The organism is Streptomyces sp. NPDC057616, assembly GCF_042800575.1.
GTDB lineage: Bacteria > Actinomycetota > Actinomycetes > Streptomycetales > Streptomycetaceae > Streptomyces.
The window spans coordinates 211124-237314 of sequence record NZ_JBHVGU010000005.1 but is presented as its reverse complement, the minus strand read 5'-3'; the positions used below and the strand labels follow the sequence as shown (position 1 = coordinate 237314).

The window sequence follows — 26191 nt, the reverse complement described above, 5'->3', positions numbered from 1 at the left end:
GTTCGGACGGGTCCGAGCGGTCAGATGAGTCCGAGCGAACGGACCGCCTCGCGCTCCTCCTCGAGCTCCTTGACGGAGGCGTCGATGCGGGCGCGGGAGAACTCGTTGATGTCCAGGCCCTGGACGATCTCGTACCGGCCGTCCTTGGTGGTGACCGGGAAGGAGGAGATCAGGCCCTCGGCCACACCGTAGGAGCCGTCCGACGGGATGCCCATGGAGACCCAGTCGCCGTCCGCGGTGCCGTTGACCCACGAGTACACGTGGTCGATGGCGGCGTTGGCGGCGGAGGCCGCGGAGGAGGCGCCACGGGCCTCGATGATCGCGGCACCGCGCTTGGCGACGGTCGGGATGAAGTCCTCGGCCAGCCACTTCTCGTCGTTGACGACCTCGGCGGCGTTCTTGCCGGCGATGGTGGCGTGGAAGATGTCGGGGTACTGGGTGGCGGAGTGGTTGCCCCAGATGGTCAGGCGCTTGATGTCGGCGACCGTGGAGCCCGTCTTCTTCGCGAGCTGGGTCAGCGCGCGGTTGTGGTCGAGGCGGGTCATCGCGGTGAAGCGCTCGGCCGGTACGTCCGGCGCGGCGGCCTGCGCGATCAGGGCGTTGGTGTTGGCCGGGTTGCCGACGACGAGGACCTTGATGTCGTCCGCCGCGTGGTCGTTGATGGCCTTGCCCTGCGGCTTGAAGATGCCACCGTTGGCCTCCAGGAGGTCACCGCGCTCCATGCCCTTGGTGCGGGGGCGGGCGCCGACGAGCAGGCCGACGTTGGCGCCGTCGAAGGCGACGTTCGGGTCGTCGGTGATGTCGATGCCCTGGAGCAGCGGGAACGCGCAGTCGTCCAGCTCCATGGCCGTACCCTCGGCCGCCTTCAGCGCGGGCGTGATCTCGAGGAGGCGGAGCTTGACCGGCACGTCCGCGCCGAGCAGCTGGCCGGAGGCGATGCGGAAGAGGAGGGCGTAACCGATCTGGCCGGCCGCGCCGGTGACGGTGACGTTCACGGGAGTGCGGGTCATGGCGTTCTCCGTATGACAGCTGGCGGTGGGCGTAGCGTCCTTGCCCTGGGGTGCGGACGGACGTACAAATGATCGATCTCTTGGTATCAAGAGAGATCCACCGGTCAGGCTATCGCGCATCCGTCATCCCGGATGCCCGGCCCCCTGTGGCCCACCCCACAGAGCGGGGCCGGTACGAAGAATTCCCGGCTGGCAGGAATACCCGCCCCCATCCCGGGCACGCGAACCGTACCCCCACGGGAGTCCGGCACGGTCGGTACCCCCCAACGGCGGCCGTCGCAGTCTCTCCTCTCCCGGACGGGCGGCCGCCCCCCTCTGCCCCGCGGCCCTGCCGCGCGGCCTGTTACGGGGTGCACCCCTTCTGACCCGACGCCAGCGTGGCGCAGGCCTTGGCGTCGCCCGCGTCCTTCACGGCGACCATCGGGGTGTAGGCGATGGTGTCGCCGGTCGCGGTGATGCTGTCGTTCTCCTTGGCGGAGCCCGCGCTCACCTGCACCGAATCCCCTTGTGCGGCCTGGGTGATACGGCCCCACGCCGCGCCGCACGTCTTGCTGTAGCGCACCTCGAGCGTGGTCGAACCGACCACCGCGGTCTTGGCGGTGGTCACCGCGGCGGTGTCCTTGGTGCAGCCCATGGCCTCCGCGTCCTTGCCGGTGCAGGAGGCGCCCGCGCACTTCACCCCGGGCGGCAGGTCGGTCTGCTTGCTCGCCGACGGGGACGGCTTGCCGCCGCCCTCGTTCTTCTTGCCCCCGCCGTTGTCGGTGAGGAAGAAGACGGCCGCGATCACGACCAGCACGCCGACGACGCCCGCGAGGAACATCGTCAGCCGCCGCCTGCCCCCTCCGGCGGAGGGGTCCGGGCCGGGCCGCGTGCCCTGCGGCGGCTCACCGAACGGACTGGGCGTCCCCGGCGTCCAGCCGGGACCGTCCGCGGACGGCGCCACGGCCGGGGTCCCCGGCACTCCGGTGGCTCCCGGAACCTGGCCGCCCGCCTGCGACGGACCCTTGTAACCGGCCAGCCGCCACGAGTTGGTGCCGGACGAACTCGCCTGCGAGGAGGAGGCCTCCGGGTCGCGGGCGTCGCGGGCATCACGTGCGTCGTGGGCGTCCGGCGCCGCCGGCTGGGACGGCACCGACGGCTGTGCGGGCGCCGCAGGCTGCGCGGGCACCGACGGAGCCACTCCCGCCGGCCCCGCCACCCCGGGCGTCGCCGTCGCGGGACCGGACTTGCGGGCCGACCTGCCGCCCTTGGCGTTGGGCGGCGGCGCCCCGAACTCGCTGAGCGCGGCGCGCGCCTGGGATATGCGGATGGCCTCCATGGTCATGTCGTGGCGCATCTCCGAACGGCTCCAGGCGCGTTCGGCGAGTTCCCACATGGTCGTCAGATGGACCGGATTGGTGCCCGTGACCTCGGCCAGCGCCACGATCGCGCCCTTCGGCGCGAGCAGCCGGCCGTTCAGATAACGCTCCCACGACGTCTTGCTGTAGCCCGTACGGTCGGCCACCGCCGCGATGCTCAGGCCGCTGCGGTCCACGAGCCGCCGCAGCTGGCTCGCGAACTCCCTGACCTGCGGATCGAGTTCGTCCGGCAAGGCCCTCCAACGAGGCATTGCTTCCCCCTCTTCCCCCCGGTTCGTGCTGGTCTACCTCGCGACTCCCCCGTGCGTGGTGCCCGTTCTGGCTACCCACAGGGATGCGCCCGACAAGGATCTCAGTTCCCGGGATGGGGGCGCACGGGAGCGTTCGCGCCGCTCGGCATGCACCGTCGCACGCCGACCCGGCCGGGGTCCAGTGTCCCACCGGCGACCCCCGCCGGGTGCCCGGACGCCCGGTTCAGCCGAGGACGACGGCGGCGACCAGCAGGATCAGCAGCATGAGGACGAGGAGCAGCGCGAAGTAGAGCAGGACCATGCCGACGGGTCTGCGGCCGGCGTCCTCCTCGGGGGTGTCCCACCAGGGCAGGGTGGGGTCGTCCTCGTACTCGGGCGCGCTCTCCTCACCGGCGGGTTTCGCCGGGCGCGGCCAGGCCTGGACGGCCAGTTCCCAGCGCACGACGTACCGCTCGGCGTCGGTCTCGTCCAGGCCCGCGATCCTGCACAGGGCGGCGACGGCCTGCCGGGGCGGCGGCTGGGTGGCGTTGAGATAGCGGTGCCACGAGGACTTGCTGTACGCGGTACGGGCGCCGAGAGCGACGAGGCTGAGCCCCGTACGGTCCTTCAGGAGCCGCAGTTGCTCCACGAAGTGCCGCACCTCCGACGGCAGATCGTCCGGCAGCGGCTGCCAGCCGCCCATCGCCCACCTCCACCGCGTTTGTCTCCGTCGTCCGGTTCGATGTCCGGTTCGATGTCCGGTTCGATGTCCGGTTCGATGTCCGGTTCGATGTCCGGTCTGAGCAGGTGACGACGCGGGCCCGTCGATGGTTCCCGCGTTGCGGAACGGTCACCTCCGTGCCACAGCGCTCTGACAGCCGTTGAACAGGCAGTTCTCCGTGCAGGAGGGTGGATCCCGGCGCCGGTCCGTCCTTGCTCGGGGGAGAGGGCGGGCCGGTGCCGTCGTGTGCCGGCCGGTGCCGGCGTCAGCCGCCGCTGCTGACCGTGAAGTGCAGGGTGTCCTTCAGGAACGGGATCTGCAGCCACGGGTTCGGCTGCACCATCATCGCCAGCAGCACGATCACCAGGCCGAGGACGCCGTAGGTGACGATGTCCGTGAAGCGGGAGCGCACGGCGAGCATGCCGACGCCCGGCATGACCCAGCGCAGCACGGCACCGCCCACCAGGGCCAGGCCGATCAGCAGGGTGCCGTAGCGGAAGAGGTCGAGCGCCGTCAGGAGCAGGCCGAGGCCGACCACGCCGCAGACGGCGAGGATCGGCCACTGCCGTGCGGGGGCGGGGGCGTCCGAGGGCGCCGCCCGGCCGCCGCCCTCGGGGCGCGCGGTGTCCCTCGTGAACAGCGGGAAGCGGCGCGTGGTACGCCGCGGGTGTCCCGTCGCGTCAGGAGCGCTGATCGCGTCTCGCACGGTCTCCTCCGCCTGCTCCTGGGGGTCCTTCGCCTCAGCCGGCACTGCGCTCCGCCGCCTCGACCACGTTGACGAGCAGTTGCGCGCGGGTCATCGGGCCGACGCCGCCGGGGTTCGGCGAGATCCAGCCGGCGACCTCGGCGACGCCCGGGTGGACGTCGCCCACGATCTTGCCCTCGGCGCTGCGCGAGACGCCGACGTCGAGGACGGCCGCGCCCGGCTTGACGTCCTCGGGCCGGATCAGATGGGCCGAGCCCGCCGCCGCGACGATGATGTCCGCGCGCTTGAGGTGCGACGAGAGGTCGCGGGTGCCGGTGTGGCACTGGGTCACGGTCGCGTTCTCGCTGCGGCGGGTCAGCAGCAGCGGCATCGGGCGGCCGATGGTGACACCGCGGCCGACGACCACGACCTCGGCGCCCTTGATCTCCACGCCGTAGCGGCGCAGCAGGGTCAGGACGCCGTTGGGGGTGCAGGGCAGCGGGGCCGGCTCGTTGAGGACGAGGCGGCCGAGGTTCATCGGGTGCAGGCCGTCCGCGTCCTTGTCCGGGTCCATGAGTTCCAGGATGCGGTTCTCGTCGATGCCCTTGGGCAGCGGGAGCTGGACGATGTAACCGGTGCACGCCGGGTCCTCGTTGAGCTCGCGGACGACCGCCTCGATCTCCTCCTGCGTGGCCGTGGCGGGCAGTTCGCGCTGGATGGAGGCGATGCCGACCTGCGCGCAGTCGCGGTGCTTGCCGGCTACGTACTTCTGGCTGCCGGGGTCGTCCCCGACGAGGATGGTGCCGAGGCCGGGCGTGACGCCCTTCTCCTTCAGCGCCGCCACGCGGGCGGTCAGATCGGACTTGATCGCGGCTGCGGTGGCCTTGCCATCGAGAATCTGGGCGGTCATACCCCCATCCTCGCGGATGACCGCCTCGCGGTTCCAATCAGGGGGCCACCGGCCCGTCCGTCACACCACCGTCCGTATCCGGCCAAGATCACGGATGTTGCACTTGCACAACACATATGGCTTCCCGCTGGACAAGCAAGTCAGCGGTGAAGAACGATGGCGTGATAGTGCCGCGGGCAGCTCATCGGGGGGATCGAGCGCACTTCGAGAATTTCCTCCGCACGGAGCCGCGCGTCGTCCCCGCACTTGGACCCGACGGAGGAAGACCCGCCATGAGTTTCGGCGACCCGAACAATCCCTACGGCCCCCCTCAGGGCCAGCAGCCGGGGTACGGCTACCCGCAGCAGCCGCAGGCGCCGGGCTACGGCTACCCGGCGGCGCCCCCGGTCGGCCCCTACGGCGGCGGCCCGGTGATGACGTCGATGCCCGGCACGGTGAGCGCGGCCCGCGTGATGCTGTGGGTCATCGTCGGCCTGCAGGTCCTCGGTGTGGCCCTGTTCGCGTTCGGTGCCGCGAGCGTCAACGCCGCCAAGAACGACGACAAGCTCAAGGACGACGCCGCCTTCCAGCAGCTGGCCGACTACTCGTCCGGCATGCTGTGGGGCTTCGCGGCGTTCGCCGTGGCCTGGGCGGTGTTCGCGATCGTGCTGGCGGTGAAGTTCAACACCGGTGGCAACGGCGTCCGGATCACCACCCTGGTCTTCGCCATCATCACCGCGATCCTCGGCATCTACCCGTTCCTCGTGGTGGGCCTCATCCACACGGTGCTGGCCATTCTGGTCGCCGTGTTCGTGGGCAACGCCAACGGCGCCGCCTGGTTCAACCGCCCGCGCTACTGAACGTCCCGCACCACCGCACCAACACGCGCGCCGCACTGAACAGTTCGCGCCAATAAATCGCCCCGGGCCGTGTCTCACCCGTATGAGGGGGACACGGCCCGCGCGCGTCGCCCTACCCTGACGGGGATAGCTGCAGGCACGGGGAGACGCACCTTGTACAGCATCATCGTGGTACCTCCGCCGACCACGGAGGAACGCCACCGCACCCAGTTCCGGCTCGCCCCCGGCGAGCGCCTCACCTTCGGACGCTCGGCGCACGACGTCGACGTGCCGATCCCGCACGAGGGCGTGTCCAGAAGAGCCGGTGAGATCACCGCGCAGGGCGCCTTCTGGATACTGAGCAACCTCAGCCGCGAGCAGACGTACGTCGTGGAGAACCCGGAGGGCGCCGGGGAGCACATCAAGGTCGGGCCGGGCCGGCTGGACGCCCCCGTCCCCTTCGAGTTCTCCCGGATCGTGCTGCCGGCGGCGGGCGACCTGCTGCCCCTCGAGGTGTGGGCGCCGCGCCACGACTACCTGCACGCCGAGGGCGGGCTCGACGGCGCCACCACCGCGCCCGCCTTCTCCGTCGACCGCACCAAGCGCTACTTCGCGGTGCTGGCCGCCCTGTGCGAGCCGCGGCTGCGCGGCCGGCCGCACGCGCCACTGCCCACGGTGGACCAGGTCGTCGACCGGCTGCGCCCGAACTGGCCGAGCGCGTCGCGCACTTCGGTGCAGTGGAACATCGACTACCTCGCCGTGAAGCTGCGCCTGAAGCCCGGCCCGGAGGAGGCCGACACCGGCCCGCGCCTGAACGGCAAGAAGGAGTCGCTCGTCTCGCTCGCGCTCCGCTTCGACCTGGTGCGCGAGGACGACCTGATCGTGCTGGCGGCGGCACGCTCGGGCCGGGCGGCCCGGTGACCGAGTCGTATGCCGTGCCGGTGCCCAAGGGGTACCGGGTGGGCGCCTGGGAGGTCCGGGAGCCGATCGCGACGGGCGCCTTCGGGAGCGTGTACGAGGGCCGGCGCGTCGGCGACGCGGCGGCCGGCCTGCCCCGCACGGCCGCCCTCAAGTTCCTGCCCACCGGCACCGGCACCCCCCGCCAGCTCACGCACCTGCGTGAACTCATCGACCGCGAGGTCGAGTTGCACCGCCGGCTGAAGCAGCCGCGGCTGATCAGGATGTACGAGACACTGGTCGTCGACGACCAGGAGCGCCCCGCCCTCGACGGCGCCACCGTCCTCGTCCTGGAGAGGGCAAAGGGGTCGCTCGGCGCGCTGCTCGACCGCTCGCCCCGGCCCGAGGCGGGGCCCGCGCTGCTCGCGCAGATCTGCGAGGGCCTGGCCCAGCTGCACCGCGCCGGCTGGGTGCACGGCGACCTCAAGCCCGCCAACGTGCTGCTGATGAAGGACGGTTCGGCACGGCTGGCCGACTTCAACATGGCCGCGGAGCTGGAGGGGACGCACGCGTACACGCCCGCCTTCTCCACGCCGGACTACACCCCGCCGGAGCTGCTCTGGGCGGAGATCGGCGAACGGGGCCGCCGCATCCGCCCGTCGGCCGACGTGTGGGCCTTCGGCGTGCTGGCCCATCTGGTGCTGACCGGCTCCTTCCCGCTGCCCGGCGGCACCCCGACGGCCCGCCGCGACGCGGCCGTGGCCTACGCCCGCGGTACCGACGAGCTGCGGCTGTCGCCCGAACTCCCCGACGCCTGGCGGGAGATCGTGCGGGACTGCCTGGCCCGCACGCACGCGGACCGGGTCGGCACCGACGCGCTGCTGCGGCGGGTCGAGCGGGCGGCCGGCACGGGCCGCTCGCCGCGGCTGCCCAGGGCCCTGCTCCCGCGCCGGCGCCGCGGCGCCGTGGCGCTGGCCTCCGCGCTGGCGACGGTGGCCGTGGCGGGGCTCGGCTACGGCATCAGCAGCTGGGCCGACTCGGGCGGGCGGGAGGCCGAGACCGCCACCGGCACCGCCGCCTACGGCGCCGCCGAACTCCGTACGGACAAGGGCATCCCGGTGCGCTACCGCCGCCTCATCGTCGACTCGGCCCACGACTGCCTCCAGCGGGAGGTCTCCCCGGTGCTGATCGCGGCGATGCTGAAGGTGGAGAGCGACTTCGATCCGAACGTCTCCGATCCCTCCGTGGACGGCGGCGAGTACGGCATCGCCCGCTGGACGCCGGGCGTGCTGCGCTGGTGGATCCGCTCCGACGGCGTGCCCGCCTCGGCGACGCCCACGCCGCCGCTGTCCCCGGCCGTGTCCATCCCCGCCATGGGCCGCTACCTGTGCTTCATGGAGCCCCTGCTGCACACCTCCCTGCCGGGCGACCGCCGCGTGCTGCTCGCCGCCGCTTACCGGACCTCGTACAAGAAGGTGAACGCCGCGGGTGGTGTTCCCCCGAAGTACCGCGACTACGCCACCCGCGTCGCCCACTACCTCAAGGAGTACGCCCCCGCGGGCGGAAAGTGACCCTGAGAGGTCCGAGGTAGCGCGCGCGGACGGGCGGCGGCACGGTGGTACGCACGACCGCGGCCTCCGGCTCCCTCGGGGGAGGGCCGGAGGCCGCGTCGTGTCCGGGCCGGTGCGATCCGGATGTCAGTGGAAGAAGTGGCGCGTCCCGGTGAAGTACATCGTGACGCCGGCCTTCTTCGCGGCCTCGACGACCAGTTCGTCACGGACCGAGCCGCCCGGCTGGACGACGGCCTTCACGCCGGCGCCGGTCAGGATCTCCAGGCCGTCGGGGAAGGGGAAGAACGCGTCCGAGGCGGCGTACGAGCCCTGGGCGCGCTCGGCGCCGGCCCGCTCGACGGCGAGCTTCGCGGAGTCGACGCGGTTGACCTGGCCCATGCCGACGCCGACCGAGGCGCCGTCCTTGGCGAGCAGGATCGCGTTGGACTTGACGGCGCGGCAGGCCTTCCAGGCGAAGGCGAGCTCCGCGAGCTCGTCCGCGGTGAGCGCCTCGCCGGTCGCCAGCGTCCAGTTGGCCGGGTCGTCGCCCTCGGCCTGAAGGCGGTCGGTGACCTGAAGGAGGGCGCCGCCGTCGATCGGCTTGACCTCGACCGGGGCGTCGGGACGGCCCGGGGCGCGCAGCACGCGGATGTTCTTCTTCCTGGCGAGGGCCTCCAGCGCGCCGTCCTCGTAGTCGGGCGCGACGATGACCTCGGTGAAGATCTCGGCGACCTGCTCCGCCATCTCCTTGCTCACCGGGCGGTTGACGGCGATGACGCCGCCGAACGCCGACAGCGGGTCGCAGGCGTGCGCCTTGCGGTGCGCCTCGGCGACGTCCGCGCCGACCGCGATGCCGCAGGGGTTGGCGTGCTTGATGATCGCGACGCACGGCTCGTCGTGGTCGTACGCGGCACGGCGCGCGGCGTCCGTGTCCGTGTAGTTGTTGTACGACATCTCCTTGCCGTGCAGCTGCTCGGCCTCGGCCAGACCGCCCGTGCCCGAGGTGTAGAGCGCGGCCGGCTGGTGCGGGTTCTCGCCGTAGCGCAGCGTGTGGGCGCGCTCCAGGCTGCTCGCCGTGAAGTCGGGGAACTGCGAGTCGTCGGCGGGCGCGTAGGAGGAGGCGAACCAGGAGGACACGGCGATGTCGTACTCGGCCGTGTGCCGGAAGGCCTCCGCGGCCAGCCGCTTGCGGGTGGCGAGGTCGAAGCCGCCGGCCTCGGCCGCGGCGAGGACGTCCCCGTACCGCGCCGGGCTGGTGACGACGGCGACCGACGGGTGGTTCTTGGCGGCGGCGCGCACCATCGAGGGACCACCGATGTCGATCTGCTCGACGCACTCGTCGGGCGAGGCGCCGGAGGCGACGGTCTCGCGGAACGGGTAGAGGTTCACGACGACGAGGTCGAAGGGCTCGACGCCCAGCTCGGCCAGCTGCTCGCGGTGGCTCTCCAGCCGCAGGTCGGCGAGGATGCCCGCGTGCACCTTGGGGTGCAGGGTCTTGACGCGGCCGTCCAGGCACTCGGGGAAGCCGGTGAGCTCCTCGACCTTGGTGACCGGGACGCCGGCGGCGGCGATCTTCGCTGCGGTGGAGCCGGTGGAGACGAGTTCCACGCCTGCCTCGTGCAGCCCGCGGGCGAGCTCCTCCAGGCCGGTCTTGTCGTAGACGCTGACGAGCGCCCTGCGAAGGGGCCGCTTGTTGCTCTCGGCGGTCACTGGATAACTACCTTTCGTCCCTCAATGCGATAGCCGTTGCGGGCGAGCCGCCCCACGACATCGACGAGCAGCCTTCGCTCGACTTCCTTGATGCGCTCGTGCAGAGCGCTCTCGTCGTCCTCGTCCCTGACCTCCACCACGCCCTGCGCGATGATCGGCCCGGTGTCGACGCCGTCGTCGACGAAGTGGACGGTGCATCCGGTGACCCTGGCGCCGTACGCGAGCGCGTCCCGCACACCGTGGGCTCCGGGAAAACTGGGCAGCAGGGCGGGGTGGGTGTTCACGAACCGCCCGCCGAAGCGTGCGAGGAACTCCTCCCCCACGATCTTCATGAATCCGGCGGAGACCACGAGGTCGGGCTCGTACGCGGCGACGGCCTCGGCGAGGCGCGCGTCCCACTCCTTGCGGCTGCCGAAGTCCTTCACCCGGCAGACGAAGGTCGCCAGCCCCGCACGCTCCGCGCGCGCGAGCCCTTCGATGCCCTCACGGTCGGCGCCGACGGCCACGATCTCGGCGCCGTAGGCCTCGGCGCCGGCGGCCCCGATCTCGTCGAGGAGCGCCTGCAGATTGGTACCGGATCCGGAGACCAGCACGACGAGGCGCTTGACCACGGGCTTGGCGGCCACGGGTGGGGCCCTTTCTCGAAGGAGCGTTTGTACGGTCGTACGAATGCTTCGGGCCCCGGGATACGGGGAAGTCTACGAAGCGGCCGAACGTCAGCAACGATACCGGCACTCCGGACGGCCCCCACGGGACGGGGGCGTGGCCGGAAGGTAGCGTCTGGGAGAGCTCCGTCGGGAACGTGGTCGTCGTGCGGTGCGTTTCCCTGAGGGAAGACTCACGCAAGACGGCCGTACGAACGCCTGATCAACGCCGTATACCTAGGGGAAGACGCTCACTTGATGCCGGACCGCAGCCTGCGACTCCTCACGCTCCCGCCGCAGCAGGTGCAGGGAGGGGAGCGCCGCGGCGTGCTGCTGCGGGAGCGCCCCGCCTCTCCGCCCGACGCGCCCTCCGACCGCAAGGACGGCAAGAAGGACGGCGGCGGCCAGGACGAGGACAACCCCTTCGCGCCGCCGCCGGAGGGCACGCCCGACCAGCCGTGGCGGCCACGCCGGCCGGCCGGCGGAGACGGATCTGACGGCGACGGCAGCTCCCCGTGGGGCAGCCAGTGGAGCGACCGCCAGCCGGGCCGCTCCCCCGGCGGCTTCGGCGACCGGCCCGGCCGTCCGCCGGCCGGACCCGAGGGCCAGGGCGGCAACACCCCGGGCCAGGGGATGCGCTGGGACCCGTCGGACCCCGCCCAGCGCCGCGCGCGCTACGCCCTGCTGTGCGGCATGTGGGCCTTCTTCTTCGCCCTCTTCAGCTGGCCCTACGTGGCCCTGCTGCTCGGCGCCCTCGCCCTGTACTGGGGCGTGAGCGCTCTGCGCGCCAAGACCGGCGCCAAGGAGTCCTCGCACGACCCGGCGGCCGGCCGCCCCCAGACGACGGCGGCGGTGACCGGCCTGGTGACGGCCTCGCTGGCCCTCGCCCTGGTCGCCGCGACCTTCACGGCCCAGCTGGTCTACAGCGACTACTACTCCTGCACCAACGACGCCCTCACCAACCAGGCGAAGCAGTCCTGCAGCGACCTGCTGCCGAAGGAGCTGCGAGGGCTGCTGGGCACCAACCCCTGACGGGCGGGCCGGACGGCGTCAGGGCCGGTCGTCCGCGTCCGGGACGTCGGTGTCAGGGGCCTTCGGTTCGTCCGAGTTCTCGGGTGCGTCCGAGGTCCTGGGTGCGTCCGAGGTCCTGGGTGCGTCTGAGATCTTGGGTGCGTCCGAAGTCTTCGCCACGTCCGGTGCGGCCGGCGTGGCCGGTGGCTCCGGTGCAGTGGGGACTTGCGGTGCCTTGAGCGTCTCCTGCGTGCGTGACAGCGCCGACTCCTGCTTGAGCGCCGCCCAGCGCGCCTCCAGCTCCGCCCAGCGGGCCTCCCGGGCCTCGCGGCTGGTGTCGTCGCGGCGGGGAGCGGGCGGCGCGGGGAACGGTTCGGCGGGCAGGAAGTCGTAGGGCGTCTCGTCCCTCTCGCTCAGCGGACCGTACACGTCTCCCTGGTCGTAGGGCACGGCCGGCGGCTTCACCGCCGCTCCCGCCGTCGCCCGCTCCTCCTGGCCGGGAGTCTCCTGGCCGGCCGCCTTCTGGAAACCGAACCACGCCGCGACCGACGTGACCGTCCGCCGGACCCGGCCGCCGCGCACGGGCGCCGGCGCCGGCGCCGCGGCCTCTCCGCCTTTGGGCGCCACGATCTTCGGCCCCACACTCTTCGGATCCACGGTCTTCGGATCCACGGTCTTCGGGTCCACCGTCTTCGGGTCCACGGTCCTCGGCTCCTTGATCCTCAGCTCCACGGTCTTCTTCGTCCGGCTCCGCCGCTCGGCCGCCCGCCGGCGGCTGCGGCATCCCCAGGCCCACCGCGCCAGCGCCGCCGGCACCGCCACGGCCGCCGTCCACACCAGCGCCGCGGCGCCCGTCTGCCACCACACCGGCCCGAACCGGGCCAGCTCCGCGACGCCGAGCGGGCCGCCCGCCAGTCCGGTGAGCAGGGCCGTGGCGACCGCGCTCAGCAGCGCCGCCAGCACAGCGGTCCCGGCGGTGCGCCGGGCGCCGGACGGCTCGGCGCGGCCCACGAACCAGCCCACGGTCAGCGCGGACAGCAGTGGCACCCCGCCCGACGCCCAGTTCACCCACGCCCCGGTCCCGGCGTCCGGCACAGCGGCCAGCAGCGGGAACGGCGGCAGCAGCGGAGCCGGCGCCGAGGACAGCGGCCCCACCAGATGCCCCGCACCCAGCACGAAGCCCGGTCCAAGGGCGTACGCCGCCGCCCACACCGCCGCGTTCGGCACCAGCGCCACGCACAGGAGCAGCACGGCGACCCGGCCCGACCAGCCCTCCGTGAGCTGCCGGAACGCCGCCTGCGCCGCCTCGCCGTGCCACAGCAGGGAGGCGGCGACCAGCAGCGCCCCGCCCCCGACGAGCACGGCCGTGCCCGCGCCCGCGGCCCGCGCCGCCGTGGCCAGGCGCGCACGGCCGTCCGACGTGAGCAGGGGGTGTCCGGCCGGCACCAGTCTCGGCACGCCGTCGACCACCTCGAGCGGCCGCCCGTACGCGGCCCACACCCCGCTCGCCGCCGCACCCATGACGAGCACCGGCACGCTGACCACGGTCCACTCCCAGCTGGGCCGCAGCTCACCGCCCGAGGCGTACACGGCGGCGGCCAGGCCGACGCCGAGGTAGCCGAGGACGACGCCCGTCCACACCACGCCGCCGGAGCCGAGCGGCCCGTCCTCCTCGCCGCCCTCCACCGCGTCCCGCGCCGCCCGGTGCACCAGCCACACGGGCAGCGCGAGCAGCATCAGCGGGGTGACGCCCACGGGCGCGGGGACTCCGGAGAGGGTCTCGGTGCGGATCAGCTCGGCGCCGTGCGCCAGCAGCCACAGCGCCGCCGCGACGTGCAGCGAGCCGCCCGGTCCGCTGTCGGGGTACGGCGAGCTGATCCACATCACCACCACGAGCACGGCGAACGACCCGAGCCCCAGTCCGGCGGCCAGGACACCGCCGACCAGGCCGGCGGCCAGCCCCGGCGAGCGGTCGCGCAGCCGGGCGGGCAGGGACGACAACGGAGGTCGGCGAGCGGTCGTCTGGATCACGCCCGCCATGCTCCCAACGACACGCGCTTTCTCGTCGTAACAGGCAAACCCCGGAAGTGTCGCCCAATATACGTTTATGTTCTTTATCGTTCGAAAGGGCGCACCGTGACGCCGAACCCCGCGAGCCCACTGCCCCCGCCCACGGAACGCCGACGCCTGCGCGAGGCGGGCTCGCTGACGCAGGCTCAGCTCGCCGAGCGGCTGCGCATCCCCAGCAGGACCGTGGACGCCTGGGAGTCCGGCCGCACCACCCCGCGCGGCCGCAAGCGCGAGGCCTACGTCGCCCTGCTGGCCGAACTCTCCGGCGGCGAGGTCAAGGTGACGGTCTGTCTGGAGAAGCGCCCCGCGGCCCCCGAACCCGCGCCGGCCCCCGAACCCGCTCCGGCCGCGGCTCCCCTGACGGCCGCTCAGTCCTTCGACGCGCTCTACGCGTTCTGCGCCCCCGCCCTCGTACGCCAGGCGTACCTGCTGTGCGGGCGGCGCGAGCTGGCGCGCGAGTCGGTCGAGCGGGCCTTCCAGCTCGCCTGGCAGCGCTGGCCCGAGGTGGCCGTGGACCGGGACCCCGCGGGATGGGTGCGGGCGGCGGCGTACGAGTACGCGCTCTCCCCCTGGCACCGCTTCCGCCCGCGCCACCGGCACCCCGAGCCGCCCCCGCCGGACGCGCACGACCGCGCGCTGCTGGACGTGCTCCTGAAGCTGCCGCCGCCGTACCGGCGGACGCTGCTGCTCTACGACGGCGTCGGGCTCGACCTGCCCGAGACGGCGGCCGAGACGGAGGCGAGCACGCCCGCGGCGGCCGGGCGGCTGCTGCACGCGCGTGAAGTGATCGCCAGGCACCTGCCCGAGCTGGCCGATCCGTCGGTGCTGCACCGGCGGCTGGCCGAAGTGGCCTCCGCGGAGCGGCTGAACGCGCCCAGGCCGCCGGCGGTGCGGACGGGCGGCGAGCGCAGGTCGCTGTTCTGGACGCGGGCCGCCATCGCCTTCACGGTGGCGCTGATCGGGGCGACGACGTTCACCCTGCGCACGGCCCCGACGCACTACGAGCCGCCGGTGCCCGCCGGCGAACGGGTGCAGGGGGTGCCGCCGCGGGTGGCGCTCGGGCCGCTGTCGCACGAGGAGACGCAGCTGAGGACGAAGCTGCGCCAGGCCGCGGCGCACGGGCCCGAGCGGCTGGTTCCGGTCTTCCGGTGACGCGGACGGGCCCGCCCCCGGAAGGGAGCGGGCCCGTCGACGGGCAACCAGGAGGCGGCTGTTCAGCCGGCCAGGATGGCGCGCGCCAGCTTGGCGGTCTCGGTCGGCGTCTTGCCGACCTTGACGCCGGCGGCCTCGAGGGCCTCCTTCTTGGCGGCGGCCGTGCCGGAGGAGCCGGAGACGATGGCGCCGGCGTGGCCCATGGTCTTGCCCTCGGGCGCGGTGAAGCCCGCGACGTAGCCGACGACCGGCTTGGTCACGTTCTCCTTGATGAAGGCCGCGGCCCGCTCCTCGGCGTCGCCGCCGATCTCACCGATCATCACGATCAGGTCGGTGTCGGGGTCGGCCTCGAACGCGGCGAGCGCGTCGATGTGGGTGGTGCCGATGACCGGGTCGCCACCGATGCCGACGGCGGAGGAGAAGCCGATGTCACGCAGCTCGTACATCATCTGGTACGTCAGCGTGCCGGACTTCGAGACCAGGCCGATGCGGCCCGGCTTGGTGATGTCGCCCGGGATGATGCCGGCGTTCGACTGGCCCGGCGTGATGAGGCCGGGGCAGTTCGGGCCGATGATCCGGGTCTTGTTGCCCTTGGCCACGGCGTACGCGTAGAACGCGGCCGAGTCGTGGACGGCGATGCCCTCGGTGATGACGACCGCGAGCGGGATCTCGGCGTCGATGGCCTCGACGACGGCGGCCTTGGAGAAGGCCGGCGGTACGAAGAGGACGGATACGTTCGCGCCCGTCTTCTCCATGGCCTCGGCGACCGTGCCGAAGACCGGGATCTCGGTGCCGTCGAAGTCGACGGAGGTGCCCGCCTTGCGGGGGTTCACGCCACCGACGATGTTCGTGCCGTCGCCGAGCATGAGCTTGGTGTGCTTCATGCCCGTGGAGCCGGTCATGCCCTGGACGATGACCTTGGAGTCCTTGTTGAGGAAGATAGCCATGGCTGTGTGTCCTCGTCCCTTACTTCGCAGCCGCGAGCTCGGCGGCCTTGTCGGCCGCGCCGTCCATGGTGTCCACGCGCTGGACCAGCGGGTGGTTGGCGTCGGTGAGGATCTGACGACCCAGCTCGGCGTTGTTGCCGTCCAGACGCACGACCAGCGGCTTGGTGACGTCCTCGCCGCGGTCCTCCAGGAGCTTCAGCGCCTGGACGATGCCGTTGGCGACCTCGTCGCACGCGGTGATGCCGCCGAAGACGTTGACGAAGACGGACTTGACGTCCGCGTCGCCCAGGATGATCTCCAGGCCGTTCGCCATCACCTGCGCGGAGGCACCGCCACCGATGTCGAGGAAGTTGGCGGGCTTCACGCCGCCGTGGTTCTCACCGGCGTACGCGACGACGTCCAGGGTGCTCATGACGAGACCCGCGCCGTTGCCGATGATGCCGACCTCGCCGTCGAGCTTGACGTAGTTGAGGTTCTTCTCCTTGGCGGCGGCCTCCAGCGGGTTCGCGGAGTCCTTGTCCTGGAGCGCCTCGTGCTCGGGCTGGCGGAACTCGGCGTTCTCGTCCAGGGAGACCTTGCCGTCGAGGGCGATGACCTCGCCGGAGGCGACCTTGGCCAGCGGGTTGACCTCGACCAGGAGGGCGTCCTCCTCGACGAAGGTCTTCCACAGGGTGACGAGGACGTCGGCGACCTTGTCGGCGACCTCGGCCGGGAAGTTCGCGGCCTCGACGATCTGGCGGGCGACCTCGGGGGTCACACCGACGTTGGCGTCGATGGGCGTCTTGGCGACGGCCTCGGGGCGGGTCTCCGCGACCTCCTCGATCTCCATGCCGCCCTCGACGGACGCGATGGAGAGGAAGGTGCGGTTGGCACGGTCGAGGAGGAAGGAGACGTAGTACTCCTCCACGATCTCGGGCGCGGTCTCGGCGATCATCACCTTGTGGACCGTGTGGCCCTTGATGTCCATGCCGAGGATGTTGGTCGCGTGCTCGACCGCCTCGTCGGCGGTGGCGGCGAGCTTCACGCCACCGGCCTTGCCGCGGCCGCCGACCTTCACCTGGGCCTTGACGACAGACTTGCCACCGAGACGCTCGGTGGCTGCGCGGGCCGCCTCAGGCGTGTCGATGACTTCACCGGCCAGCACCGGTACATCGTGCTTGGCGAAGAGGTCCCTCGCCTGGTACTCGAACAGGTCCACGCGCTTCCGTCCCTATCAGTGATCTCGCGGTTCGTTGGATGCGTGGGCGTGCCGCGAAGGGCAACGTGACGTCCGCATGTGTCACAAGGGAGGCGCACACGGTGTCCGAGCGCGCGGCATGTCCGTCTCGCAGGTTATCGCTGCTTGCGAGGGGCCTCTAAATCGCGGGTCACACCTGAGCGGTGATACCTGTCACATGATGCCGTGCTCACTGGCACGGCGTGCCGCGTGTGAGGCACGCGGGCGGTTTCGGCCACCGGACAGGAAGGGCCTCACCGGGCTGGGGTTGACCCGGTGAGGCCCCTTGAACACCCCGAACGGCCACGAAGGGGCCGCCCTGAGGGCTGCGGACGGGCGATCACCACCCCAATGGTGACCGTCCGCCCCGTTCCGCGGGGTCTCGGCCGGACGGACCGACGGCTTTCGGCCGTCCGGGTCTCGTCACCCCGTGGAGTCGGTTGGTCGGCGCGCTCGGCGAGCGCGCCGGTCGGGACGCGCCGCTCACGCGACGCGTCCCATGGGGGTCAGAGGCCGTACACGCCGCCGTCCCGGAACTGCGGCGGCGCGACGGAACCCGCGACACCCTCGACGCCGCTGACGGCGTGCCCGGCGAGCGGGCCGACGGTGGAGCGCACGGTGCCGGTCAGATCACCGGCGAAGGGCGCGACCTGGTCCACGACGCCGTACGCGAAGGGGCCGGCCTCGCCGGCCACCGCGCCCGCGAACGGGGCGACATCGCCCGTGACGCCGTACGCCAGCGCCGTCGCGCTGCCGCCGACACCCGCCACGACCGGCCGGACCGTCTCGGTGACGGTGTCCACGACGGGCTGCACGGCACCGGTGACACCCTGCGCGAACTGCGGCACCTCGCCGGTGACGCCGTGGGCGAGACCGGTAGCGTCACCGGCGACGCCGTACGCGAACGGCACCGCGGCCTCGACGACGCCGCCCGCGAACGGCCGCACGTCGCCGGTGACGCCGTACGCCAGCGCGCCCGCGTCCGTCACGGCCTGCCCGGCGACCGGCAGCACGCCGTCCACCGCGGTGTGCACGACCGGCGGCAGCACGGAGCCCGTGACGTCGTCGCCGATCTGGCCGACCAGGCCGGTGGCGTACGGCGGCACGTCCGCGACGACACCGCCCGCGACCGGCACCACGCCGGACACGGCGCCGCCGGCCACGGAGCCCACGCCGGACACCGCTGCGCCGGCGACCGGCGGCACGCCCTGCACCACACCACCGGCGACCGGCCGCACGCCCTGGACGACTCCGCCCGCGACCGGCTGGACGTCGGCCACGACGCCGTACGCCAGCGTCGTTGCCGTGTCGACCGCGTGACCGGCGGTCTGAGCGACCCCGGCGACGGCCCCGCCCGCGACCGGCGCCACGCCGTGCACGGCACCGGTGGCGACCGGCACCACGCCGTCCACCGCACGACCGGCGACGGGTGCGACTCCGGCGACGGCCCGGCCCGCGACCGGGACGGCACCCGTCACGGCCTGCCCGGCGACCGGCGTCACGCCGTGCACGGCACTGGCCGCGACCGGCGGCACGGCCTCCTCGGCGACCGGCGCGACCAGGCCGGGGACGTTGCCGACCGTGCCGACGACCTGCTGCTCGAGGCCGGTGACGGTGCCCGTGACATGGCCGGGGACCGCCGCGACGGCCTCGTGCGCGGCGCCGTGGACACCCTCCGCGGTACGGCCCGCGCCCGCGACGGCGTACTGCGCCTTCGTCCGTACGGCGCCGTCGACGCCCTGCGTCCGGGTGCGGGCCGCCGACTGCACGCCCTGCAGCTTGGTCTGGGCGGCGGCGAGCGCCTCCTCGACCTCCGGCGCGAAGGCGCCGAGGGGACCGAAGAGGTAGTCGACCTCGCCGCCGGTCGAGGAGGTGGCGCCGGAGACGGTGGTCCGGGCGGCGGCCACGGTGTGTTCGGCCGTGGCGTGCACGTCGGCGTACGCCCGTGCCTGCGCGGCGCGGGCGGCCTTGGCGCCCTGGATGGCGGCGGCGCCCTTGATGCGGGACGCCGTACCGGTCGTCCGCTCCGCGGTCCGGGCGGTGTAGGACTTGGCGGCGACCTGGCGGCCGGCCTGCTCGGCGGTGGCGGCGGGCGCGGTGCCGCGGACGCCGCCGAGGGTGTCGGTGACCGTGGAGGTCGCCTTGCCCGCGGTCTCGCCGGCCGTGCCGGTGACACCGGAGACGGTGTCGTGCACACCGGTGACCACGCCGTCGACCGTGCCGGTGACGGCGTCGGTGACGGAGCCGAGGGTGCTGCCGGTGTCACCGGCCGGGTCGGACACGGACAGGGAGGATGCGGGCAGTTCGTCCGCGCTGGCTACGGCCGAACCGAGCGCCCATGCACCGGTGACACCGGCGGCTATGACGATGGAACGGCGGATGTTCTTGTTCATGCGTGCGTCAGATCCCTAGATCTTCGAAAGGCTGGGGGCATGTGCGGCGCCGCGTCCTGTCCTGGTCCGGGGAGTCGGGAACCAGCGGTGGCGGCGGCTTGCCGTCCGGGGAACGAAGGGGGCCCGGACGGGCGGGGCAGACCTGTTCCGCCCCCGCGCGGCAGGTCTGGCGGGGGAAGGGTCTGCCGTGCCCTAGCCGGGGAAGACCGGGATGTCCCGGTGCCTGTCGCGGGTGCCGGCGGCGTCGGACCGCGCGGCGGAGCCGGCCACGAACAGCACGGGCGCCCGGTGGTTCAGGGTGACGGCGTGCGCGTCACCGTGCCGGGAGCCGCCGTTGTCGACGGCGGCGTGGCTCACCAGCTCGTCGGCCGGGTCGCCGTCCGGAGCCTGGTGCGGGCGCGCCGGGGCGCGCCCGGCGGCGGCCGCACGCTGCACACGGGTGGTTCCGGCCATGGCCTGGCTGATGTCGGTGCCGAGCTGCGGCCCGAACGCCGCACCGCTCGCTCCCGCCGCCGAACGTCTCTCGTCCACGGCCGCCTCCGCCACGTGCCCGGCGCCACCGGGCTGCGGGGCCCGGACGACCGGCGCGGGAAGCGTGTGACCGGGCAGCGCCGGGACACCGGGCAGGCTCGGCGGCACGGGCACGGACGGAGTCCCGGGCAACGGCACGGCCGGCAGGGACTCCAACGGCGGTATCTGCGCGGTCACTTGGCCAAGCCCGGCACTCACGGTCTCCACCAGGTCGCCCACCGGCTGCACCACGCGCTCGCCCACGGTCCGGACGAGTTCGTCCGTCAGCGACCCGAGGACGGGGTCCGCGGCACCCGGCTCCGTCAGGGCACCGGTGAGGGAGCCGCTGCCGGTGGACGGGTGGCCGGGGGACGTGGTGACCGGGTGGGACGGTGCGGGGTGGTGCGGGGCGGGTGCGGGGGCGGGGTTGGACGCGGGGGCGTGAGTGGCCGGCGGGACCGGCTCGGGGTCGGCCGGGTGGGCAGGCTTGGGGTCGGCCGGGGTGGCCGGGTTCGGTTCGGTGGCGGCCGCTGTCGGCGCGTGGGTCAGCCGGTCGACGGTGCCGAGGGTGCTGCCCACCAGGGAGCGGACGGCGCCCGTCGGATCGGCCTGCCCGGAGAGGGGTGTCTTCCCGGAGGAGGTGGCCTCGGACGTCGCGGAGGAGAGGGCCGGTGCCGCCTCCGCCGCGTGGGCCTGCTCGCCGCACAGGAAGCCGAGTGCGAACAACCCGCCCACCAGCAGGACCACTTGCAGCGCGCGCCGGCCGGCCGCCGTGCGCATCATGCGCACAGCGGCACCGGGCAGAGCGGCTGACCAGGTCAAGGGGGGCGGGTCCTCCCGTGCGGCGGAACTGATGACACGCAACGAACCGTGACGAGCCACGAGTCGGCGCGGCGCGGTACGGGCGTGCGGAGCGCGGCGCACCGCCGGCGAGCGTCGATCCTCGCACGGGACTCCCGCGGTTGCGCAAGCCCCCTGTTACCGATGGGTAGTCATGTCCCTTTTGCTGGCCCAAGTCGGGCGGCCACGGGTCGACAAATCGTCACCGACCGCCCGCGTCGACGCGGTGCACATGTTCTGTCCGGCCCGGCGCGCGACTCCCGTCAGGCCCGGCACGCAGCGCCCGGCCGGCGGTCACGCCGTGTCCGGTATCGGCAGCGGCCGCTTCTCGATCGCCGCCGCCATCACCTCCGGGAAGAGGTCGGGCGTGCACGCGAACGCCGGTGCCCCCAGCGCCCCGAGCGCGGCCGCGTGCTCCCGGTCGTAGGCGGGCGCCCCCTCGTCCGACAGTGCGAGCAGCGTCACGAACTGCACCCCGGACGCCTTCATCGCGGCGACCCGCTTCAGCATCTCGTTGCGGATCCCGCCCTCGTAGAGATCGCTGATGAGCACGACCACCGTCTCCGTGGGCCGGGTGATCTGCGACTGGCAGTAGGCGAGCGCACGGTTGATGTCCGTACCGCCGCCGAGCTGCGTCCCGAACAGGACGTCCACCGGGTCGTCGAGCTGGTCGGTGAGGTCGACGACCGCCGTGTCGAAGACGACGAGTCGCGTGGAGATCGTCCGCATCGAGGCGAGCACCGCTCCGAACACCGATGCGTACACGACCGATGCCGCCATGGATCCCGACTGGTCGATACAGAGGATGACCTCCTTCTTGGTGGACTGTGCCGCCCGCCCGTACCCGACGAGCCGCTCCGGCACGACCGTTCGGTACTCGGGCAGGTAGTGCTTGAGGTTGGCCGCGATGGTGCGGTTCCAGTCGATGTCGTGGTGGCGCGGCCGGCTGATCCGGGCGCTGCGGTCGAGCGCCCCGGTGAGGGTGGCGCGGGTGCGGGTCGCGAGCCGCTTCTCGAGGTCCTCGACGACCTTGCGCACGACGGCCCGTGCCGTCTCCTTCGTCGTCTCGGGCATCGCCTTGTTGAGGGAGAGCAGGGTGCCGACGAGGTGGACGTCGGCCTCCACCGCCTCCAGCATCTCCGGCTCCAGCAGCAGCGTGGACAGACCGAGCCGGTCGATGGCGTCGCGCTGCATGACCTGGACGACCGAGGAGGGGAAGTACGTCCGGATGTCCCCGAGCCAGCGGGCCACGGACGGCGCCGACGCCCCGAGCCCCGCCGAACGGTCCCGCCCCGCCTGCGCCTTCTTGTCCGCCTTTCCGTACAGCGCGGCCAGCGCTCCGTCCATCGCGGCGTCCTGCCCCGACAGCGCGCATCCCGTGCCGTCGGCCGCGTCGCCCCCGAGCACGAGCCGCCAGCGCCGCAGCCGCTCCCGCGCCGGGTCCGTCGCCTCGGTGGGCGTCGGCTCCGTGGCCGTCGAGTCGGTGGTCATCGAGTGTGTGGTCATCGAGTCGGTGGTCATCGGCACACCACCGGACGGGGCCGGTCCCACAGCGGCATCACCGCGACGGTGACCGGCGGGTGCTCCATCGCACCGCTCCCGTGCCCGCGGCCCGCGCCGTCCCGGCCGGCCACCGGTACGCCGACGCCCTCCCGCGCTTCCGTCCGTCGGATCTTCGTCATCCCGCCACCCCCGCAAGGTCGTTGTCGATGTCCTCTTCCACGTCGCCCGGTCGCGCCGAGCCCTCCAGCCCGAGCAGCAGCCGGAGTACCGGCAGCACGGCGTCCGCACGCGCGGGATCGAGATCGGCCGCGAAGCCGGGTATGCCGGAGCCGGCGGCCGTCACACCGCGCCGCTCCCCCGGTCCGCGCCGGACCAGCTCGCCCAGCGTCCGGCGCACGCCGGACTCGTACGCCGAGAACGTCCGCCGCAGCAGCGGCAGTACGTCCGTGAACGCCTCCGCGGGAACCCCGGTCAGCCATGCGTCGACCAGCCCGAGCAGCCGCTCGTCGTGGACGAGGAGCATGCCGCCGCCGGACCCTCCGCCGACGAAGCCCTCGATCCACGCGGCCGCGTCCCCCGGCGGCATCCCCGGCGACAGCACGAGCCCCATGAGCCGTGCCGCCTCGTCCTGCCCGAGCTCCCCGTCGTCCAGCAGCAGCCGTACGGCCCGGCCCCGGATCACGCCGGGCACGGTGTCCCGGACCGACAGCAGGTGCAGCACGGACTGCCAGCGGCCGCGCAGATCGCGGTGCTCCGGCCCGGGCACGTCGACCAGCAGCCCCACCGCACCGTGCACCGCGTCCACATGGCGCCGCATCTCCTCGGCGGCGTCCGCGTCCAGGGCGGCACAGGCCGGCGGCAGGCCGACGAAGATCCGCTCGGCAAGGCCCGCGGCGACCTCGGCCAGCGCCCCCGTGCCGGTGCCGCGCACATCGCCGTACCGCAGGGAGCGGACCAGGGCGGGCAGGGCCTGCGCGAGATGGCCGACGTCCGCGTCGAGCGCCGCGCGGTCGGCGAGCACCCGCATCACCACCGGCAGCGCGTCCGGCAGTTCGGCCAGCAGGCAGCGCTCCGCGAGCCCGGTGACGTCCGCCAGGGCCTGCGCGCCGAGGGCGTCCGCCTCCGCCTTGGCGGTCGCGGCGGCGAGCACGGTGGTGCCCCACACCCCCGCCTCCGCGACCCGCACGGACAGCTCCGGTTCCCAGCGCAGCCGCCATGTCTCCCGGAAGGTGCCCGTGCTCCCGCGTGACACCGCAGGCTCGCCCCACGCGATGCCCAGCAGCCGCAGCCGGTGCAGCAGCCTGCTGCGTCCGGCGTCGGTCTCCTTGCGCAGGTCGAGCTCCAACTCCCGCTCCAGCGCCTCCGGTTTGAGCCGCAGCCGGCGCTGCGTCCGGTCCAGGTCCCGCTGCAACGGCACGGCGGGCGCGGCCTGCGGCACCTCCCCCAGCACGTCACCGACGACCAGCCGGTCGTGCACCAGCGCCAGCGGCACGTCCGAGCCCTCGCACATCACCGCCCGCACGGCGTCGGTGGTCTCGCCGAGCCCCGGCAGCGGCCGGCCGCGCATCGCGGCGAGCGTCTCGGCCAGCCGCACCGCCTCGATCACGTGCGCGGAGGAGACGATCCGGTCCTCGTCCCGCAGCAGCCCCGCCACCTTGGTCATCCACCGCTCGACCGGCCGGTCCGGGGTGGCGAACAGATGGCCGTACCAGCCCGGCGAGTCGATCCCCGCCCCGTACCCGCTGACCCGCGACAGCCTCCGGCGCGTCCACGGCACCCAGGTCATGTCCGCCTTGACCTTGGCCAGCCCCTTCAGCAGGGCCCGGTCCGCGGCGACGGCCGTCTTCCGCCGCAGCGCGGGCACGTGCCAGGCCCCGCACACGACGGCCACGTCACCTCCGAACTCCCGTTGCGCCGCGCGCACTTGGAGCCGCATGTACGCCTCCCGCACGAGATCCCGGTCGTGTCCCCCGGTGCCGTACGCGTCCCGCAAGGCCCCCATGGCCTCCTCGAGCACGACGAACGGCGCGAACGCGTCCCCCTCACCGATCCCCCGGTGCTCGACGACGTCCTCCCACCACCGCTCGGGATCGTCATAGCCGGCGGCCTCGGCGAGCACGGCGAGCGGGTCGATACGGATGTCGGCCTCTGCGGCGGGCCCGACGTCCGCGGCCGGGTCGACGGTGGAAGGCCGGCCTCCGTCGGAGAACTGGTCTGCGGCATCGGATTGATCGCCGTCGGAGGGCAGGTCTGCGGCATCAGGCTGGTCTCCGTCGCAGGGCTCTTCGCCGGCGCCGGAAGCCGCCTGCCCACTCCACGCCAGCGAGTACGTCGCCGGCAAGTCGATGAAACGCGCCGGGACTTCGTGCCGCAGGGCCCAGCGGATCGCGACCCACTCCGGGGAGAACTCCGCGAGCGGCCAGAAGGCGGAGCGGCCGGGCTCGTCCACGGCGTGGGCGAGCAGGGCGACCGGCGGCCGCATGTCCTCCTCGGCGGCCAGCGGGATCAACGCGTCGGCCTCGGGCGGCCCTTCGATCAGCACGACCTGCGGCCGGGCCGCGTCCAGCGCCGCCCGCACCGCGCGCGCCGAGCCCGGTCCGTGGTGCCGCACGCCGAGCAGCAAGGGCCCGCCACCGGCCGCCCCGCTCCCGCCCCTGTCCAGCGCTGTCACACCGTCCCCCTCGTCATCGCCACGCCCGGCTGCCGCCGCCGGGCGCCTTCCTGACACCCGCCCGGCCCCTGCAGAGCCCGTCGTACGCGAACACGAACCCACCCGACCCCTTGGACCCGGCGGAGTCCTTGCTCCCGCCCGAGTCCTTGCCGCCGCCCGTGCGGCCCCAGCCCAGGTCGCTCACGCGCTGACCTCCCGGCAGGCCCGGTAGAAGTCCTTCCAGCCGTCCCGCTCGCGGACGACCGCCTCCAGGTACTCCTGCCAGACGACACGGTCGGCCGCCGGGTCGCGGACGACGGCGCCGAGGATGCCAGCGGCGACGTCGCCGGCCCGCAGCACGCCGTCGCCGAAGTGGGCGGCCAGGGCCAGCCCGCTGGCGACGACGGAGATGGCCTCGGCCGTCGAGAGCGTGCCGCTGGGCGACTTGACCTTCGTACGGCCGTCGGCGGTGATCCCGTCGCGCAGCTCGCGGAAGACGGTCACGACGCGGCGGATCTCGTCGATGCCGTCGGGCACGGCCGGCAGGTCCAGCGAGCGGCCGATCTGGTCGACACGGCGCGAGACGATGTCGACCTCGGCCTCGACGCTCTCCGGCAGCGGCAGCACCACCGTGTTGAAGCGGCGGCGCAGCGCGCTGGAGAGTTCGTTGATCCCGCGGTCGCGGTCGTTGGCCGTGGCGATCAGGTTGAAGCCGCGGACCGCCTGCACCTCCTGGCCCAACTCCGGTATCGGCAGCGTCTTCTCCGACAGGATCGTGATCAGCGTGTCCTGCACGTCCGCGGGGATGCGGGTCAGCTCCTCCACCCGCGCCGTCATCCCCTCCGCCATGGCCCGCATGACCGGGCTGGGCACGAGGGCGTCCCGGCTGGGGCCGTTGGCCAGCAGCTGCGCGTAGTTCCAGCCGTAGCGGATCGCCTCCTCCGGCGTGCCCGCCGTGCCCTGCACGAGCAGCGTCGAGTCACCGCTGACCGCCGCGGCCAGGTGCTCGGACACCCAGGTCTTCGCGGTGCCGGGCACGCCGAGCAGCAGCAGGGCACGGTCGGTGGCGAGCGTGGTGACGGCGACCTCGACGATGCGGCGCGGGCCCACGTACTTCGGTGAGATCACCGTGCCGTCCGGCAGCGTGCCGCCGAGCAGATACGTCGCCACCGCCCACGGCGACAGCCTCCAGCGGGCCGGGCGCGGGCGGTCGTCCTGCGCGGCCAGCGCCGCCAGCTCACCGGCGAACGCGTCTTCGGCGTGCGGTCGCAACGCCTCGGCGGGCTCCTTCGCGAGATCTTCCACAGACGTCGGTTCCACGGACACAGACATGGCTGAGGCCCCCTCCAGCTCGGCCGGTTCGGAT

22 protein-coding genes are annotated in these 26191 nt (G+C 73.3%); 5 read left to right on the top strand and 17 right to left on the bottom strand.

Annotation, left to right across the window (positions count from 1 at the left end; all coding sequences use genetic code 11):
• Positions 1-20: 20 nt before the first annotated feature.
• The 5 genes from ACFU97_RS08180 to ACFU97_RS08160 all read right to left on the bottom strand — a co-directional run bounded on the left by ACFU97_RS08180 (position 21) and on the right by ACFU97_RS08160 (position 4914).
• Positions 21-1010 (bottom strand): malate dehydrogenase, encoded by a 990-nt coding sequence (locus ACFU97_RS08180; protein WP_384252471.1) that lies wholly within the window; start codon positions 1008-1010, stop codon positions 21-23.
• A 343-nt stretch (positions 1011-1353) separates the two neighbouring features.
• Entirely contained in the window at positions 1354-2601 is a 1248-nt protein-coding gene (locus tag ACFU97_RS08175; RefSeq protein ID WP_384252468.1) for a helix-turn-helix domain-containing protein, read from the bottom strand.
• A 241-nt stretch (positions 2602-2842) separates the two neighbouring features.
• Positions 2843-3301 (bottom strand): helix-turn-helix domain-containing protein, encoded by a 459-nt coding sequence (locus ACFU97_RS08170; RefSeq protein ID WP_384252466.1) that lies wholly within the window; start codon positions 3299-3301, stop codon positions 2843-2845.
• 283 nt (positions 3302-3584) lie between these two features.
• Positions 3585-4070 (bottom strand): DUF3017 domain-containing protein, encoded by a 486-nt coding sequence (locus tag ACFU97_RS08165; RefSeq protein ID WP_384252463.1) that lies wholly within the window; start codon positions 4068-4070, stop codon positions 3585-3587.
• Positions 4060-4914: a bifunctional methylenetetrahydrofolate dehydrogenase/methenyltetrahydrofolate cyclohydrolase gene (locus ACFU97_RS08160; RefSeq protein WP_384252461.1), complete on the bottom strand. Its 855-nt coding sequence runs from the start codon at positions 4912-4914 to the stop codon at positions 4060-4062. Before ACFU97_RS08160 ends, ACFU97_RS08165 begins: the two co-directional genes overlap by 11 nt.
• A gap of 272 nt (positions 4915-5186) precedes the next feature.
• Between ACFU97_RS08160 and ACFU97_RS08155 the strand changes: the two genes are divergently transcribed.
• The 3 genes from ACFU97_RS08155 to ACFU97_RS08145 all read left to right on the top strand — a co-directional run bounded on the left by ACFU97_RS08155 (position 5187) and on the right by ACFU97_RS08145 (position 8200).
• A complete protein-coding gene (locus tag ACFU97_RS08155; RefSeq protein WP_384252459.1) occupies positions 5187-5753 on the top strand; it encodes a hypothetical protein in 567 nt (188 codons plus the stop codon).
• Between the two features lie 153 nt (positions 5754-5906).
• Positions 5907-6653 carry an FHA domain-containing protein gene (locus ACFU97_RS08150; protein WP_384252456.1) on the top strand — a complete coding sequence of 249 codons (747 nt, stop codon included), beginning with the start codon at positions 5907-5909 and terminating at the stop codon, positions 6651-6653.
• Entirely contained in the window at positions 6650-8200 is a 1551-nt protein-coding gene (locus tag ACFU97_RS08145; RefSeq protein ID WP_384252453.1) for a protein kinase, read from the top strand. Before ACFU97_RS08150 ends, ACFU97_RS08145 begins: the two co-directional genes overlap by 4 nt.
• Before the next feature lie 126 nt (positions 8201-8326).
• Here the strand turns inward: ACFU97_RS08145 and purH are convergent, their stop codons facing one another.
• Together purH and purN are read right to left on the bottom strand one after the other, a co-directional pair.
• Positions 8327-9889, bottom strand: coding sequence for a bifunctional phosphoribosylaminoimidazolecarboxamide formyltransferase/IMP cyclohydrolase (purH, locus tag ACFU97_RS08140; RefSeq protein ID WP_384252451.1), 1563 nt, complete (start codon positions 9887-9889; stop codon positions 8327-8329).
• Complete coding sequence (gene purN / locus ACFU97_RS08135; protein ID WP_384252448.1) at positions 9886-10515, bottom strand: phosphoribosylglycinamide formyltransferase; 630 nt, start codon at positions 10513-10515, stop codon at positions 9886-9888. Before purN ends, purH begins: the two co-directional genes overlap by 4 nt.
• A gap of 276 nt (positions 10516-10791) precedes the next feature.
• Here purN and ACFU97_RS08130 point away from each other — a divergent pair, with 276 nt between their 5' ends.
• Complete coding sequence (locus ACFU97_RS08130; protein ID WP_384252446.1) at positions 10792-11565, top strand: hypothetical protein; 774 nt, start codon at positions 10792-10794, stop codon at positions 11563-11565.
• Positions 11566-11583: 18 nt separating this feature from the next.
• Here ACFU97_RS08130 and ACFU97_RS08125 read toward each other — a convergent pair whose 3' ends face one another.
• Entirely contained in the window at positions 11584-13584 is a 2001-nt protein-coding gene (locus tag ACFU97_RS08125; RefSeq protein WP_384252444.1) for a DUF6350 family protein, read from the bottom strand.
• Positions 13585-13680: 96 nt separating this feature from the next.
• Between ACFU97_RS08125 and ACFU97_RS08120 the strand changes: the two genes are divergently transcribed.
• Complete coding sequence (locus ACFU97_RS08120; protein WP_384252441.1) at positions 13681-14766, top strand: helix-turn-helix domain-containing protein; 1086 nt, start codon at positions 13681-13683, stop codon at positions 14764-14766.
• A gap of 62 nt (positions 14767-14828) precedes the next feature.
• Here the strand turns inward: ACFU97_RS08120 and sucD are convergent, their stop codons facing one another.
• From sucD to ACFU97_RS08075, 9 genes are all read right to left on the bottom strand, one after another.
• Positions 14829-15713, bottom strand: coding sequence for a succinate--CoA ligase subunit alpha (gene sucD / locus ACFU97_RS08115; RefSeq protein WP_384252439.1), 885 nt, complete (start codon positions 15711-15713; stop codon positions 14829-14831).
• Between the two features lie 19 nt (positions 15714-15732).
• Positions 15733-16911 carry an ADP-forming succinate--CoA ligase subunit beta gene (gene sucC, locus ACFU97_RS08110; RefSeq protein WP_384252437.1) on the bottom strand — a complete coding sequence of 393 codons (1179 nt, stop codon included), beginning with the start codon at positions 16909-16911 and terminating at the stop codon, positions 15733-15735.
• A 524-nt stretch (positions 16912-17435) separates the two neighbouring features.
• Positions 17436-19322: a hypothetical protein gene (locus ACFU97_RS08105; protein ID WP_384252434.1), complete on the bottom strand. Its 1887-nt coding sequence runs from the start codon at positions 19320-19322 to the stop codon at positions 17436-17438.
• A 192-nt stretch (positions 19323-19514) separates the two neighbouring features.
• A complete protein-coding gene (locus ACFU97_RS08100; RefSeq protein WP_384252432.1) occupies positions 19515-20654 on the bottom strand; it encodes a hypothetical protein in 1140 nt (379 codons plus the stop codon).
• Positions 20655-20966: 312 nt separating this feature from the next.
• Positions 20967-22163: a vWA domain-containing protein gene (locus tag ACFU97_RS08095; protein WP_384252717.1), complete on the bottom strand. Its 1197-nt coding sequence runs from the start codon at positions 22161-22163 to the stop codon at positions 20967-20969.
• Positions 22164-22189: 26 nt separating this feature from the next.
• On the bottom strand, positions 22190-22354 hold the full coding sequence (locus ACFU97_RS08090; protein WP_384252430.1) for a hypothetical protein: 165 nt from the start codon (positions 22352-22354) through the stop codon (positions 22190-22192).
• A complete protein-coding gene (locus tag ACFU97_RS08085) occupies positions 22351-24846 on the bottom strand; it encodes a DUF5682 family protein (protein WP_384252427.1) in 2496 nt (831 codons plus the stop codon). The genes ACFU97_RS08090 and ACFU97_RS08085 overlap by 4 nt, the downstream gene beginning before the upstream one ends.
• 13 nt (positions 24847-24859) lie before the next feature.
• A complete protein-coding gene (locus tag ACFU97_RS08080; RefSeq protein ID WP_384252425.1) occupies positions 24860-25030 on the bottom strand; it encodes a hypothetical protein in 171 nt (56 codons plus the stop codon).
• On the bottom strand, positions 25027-26157 hold the full coding sequence (locus ACFU97_RS08075) for an AAA family ATPase (RefSeq protein ID WP_384252423.1): 1131 nt from the start codon (positions 26155-26157) through the stop codon (positions 25027-25029). Before ACFU97_RS08075 ends, ACFU97_RS08080 begins: the two co-directional genes overlap by 4 nt.
• Between the last annotated feature and the right edge of the window lie 34 nt (positions 26158-26191).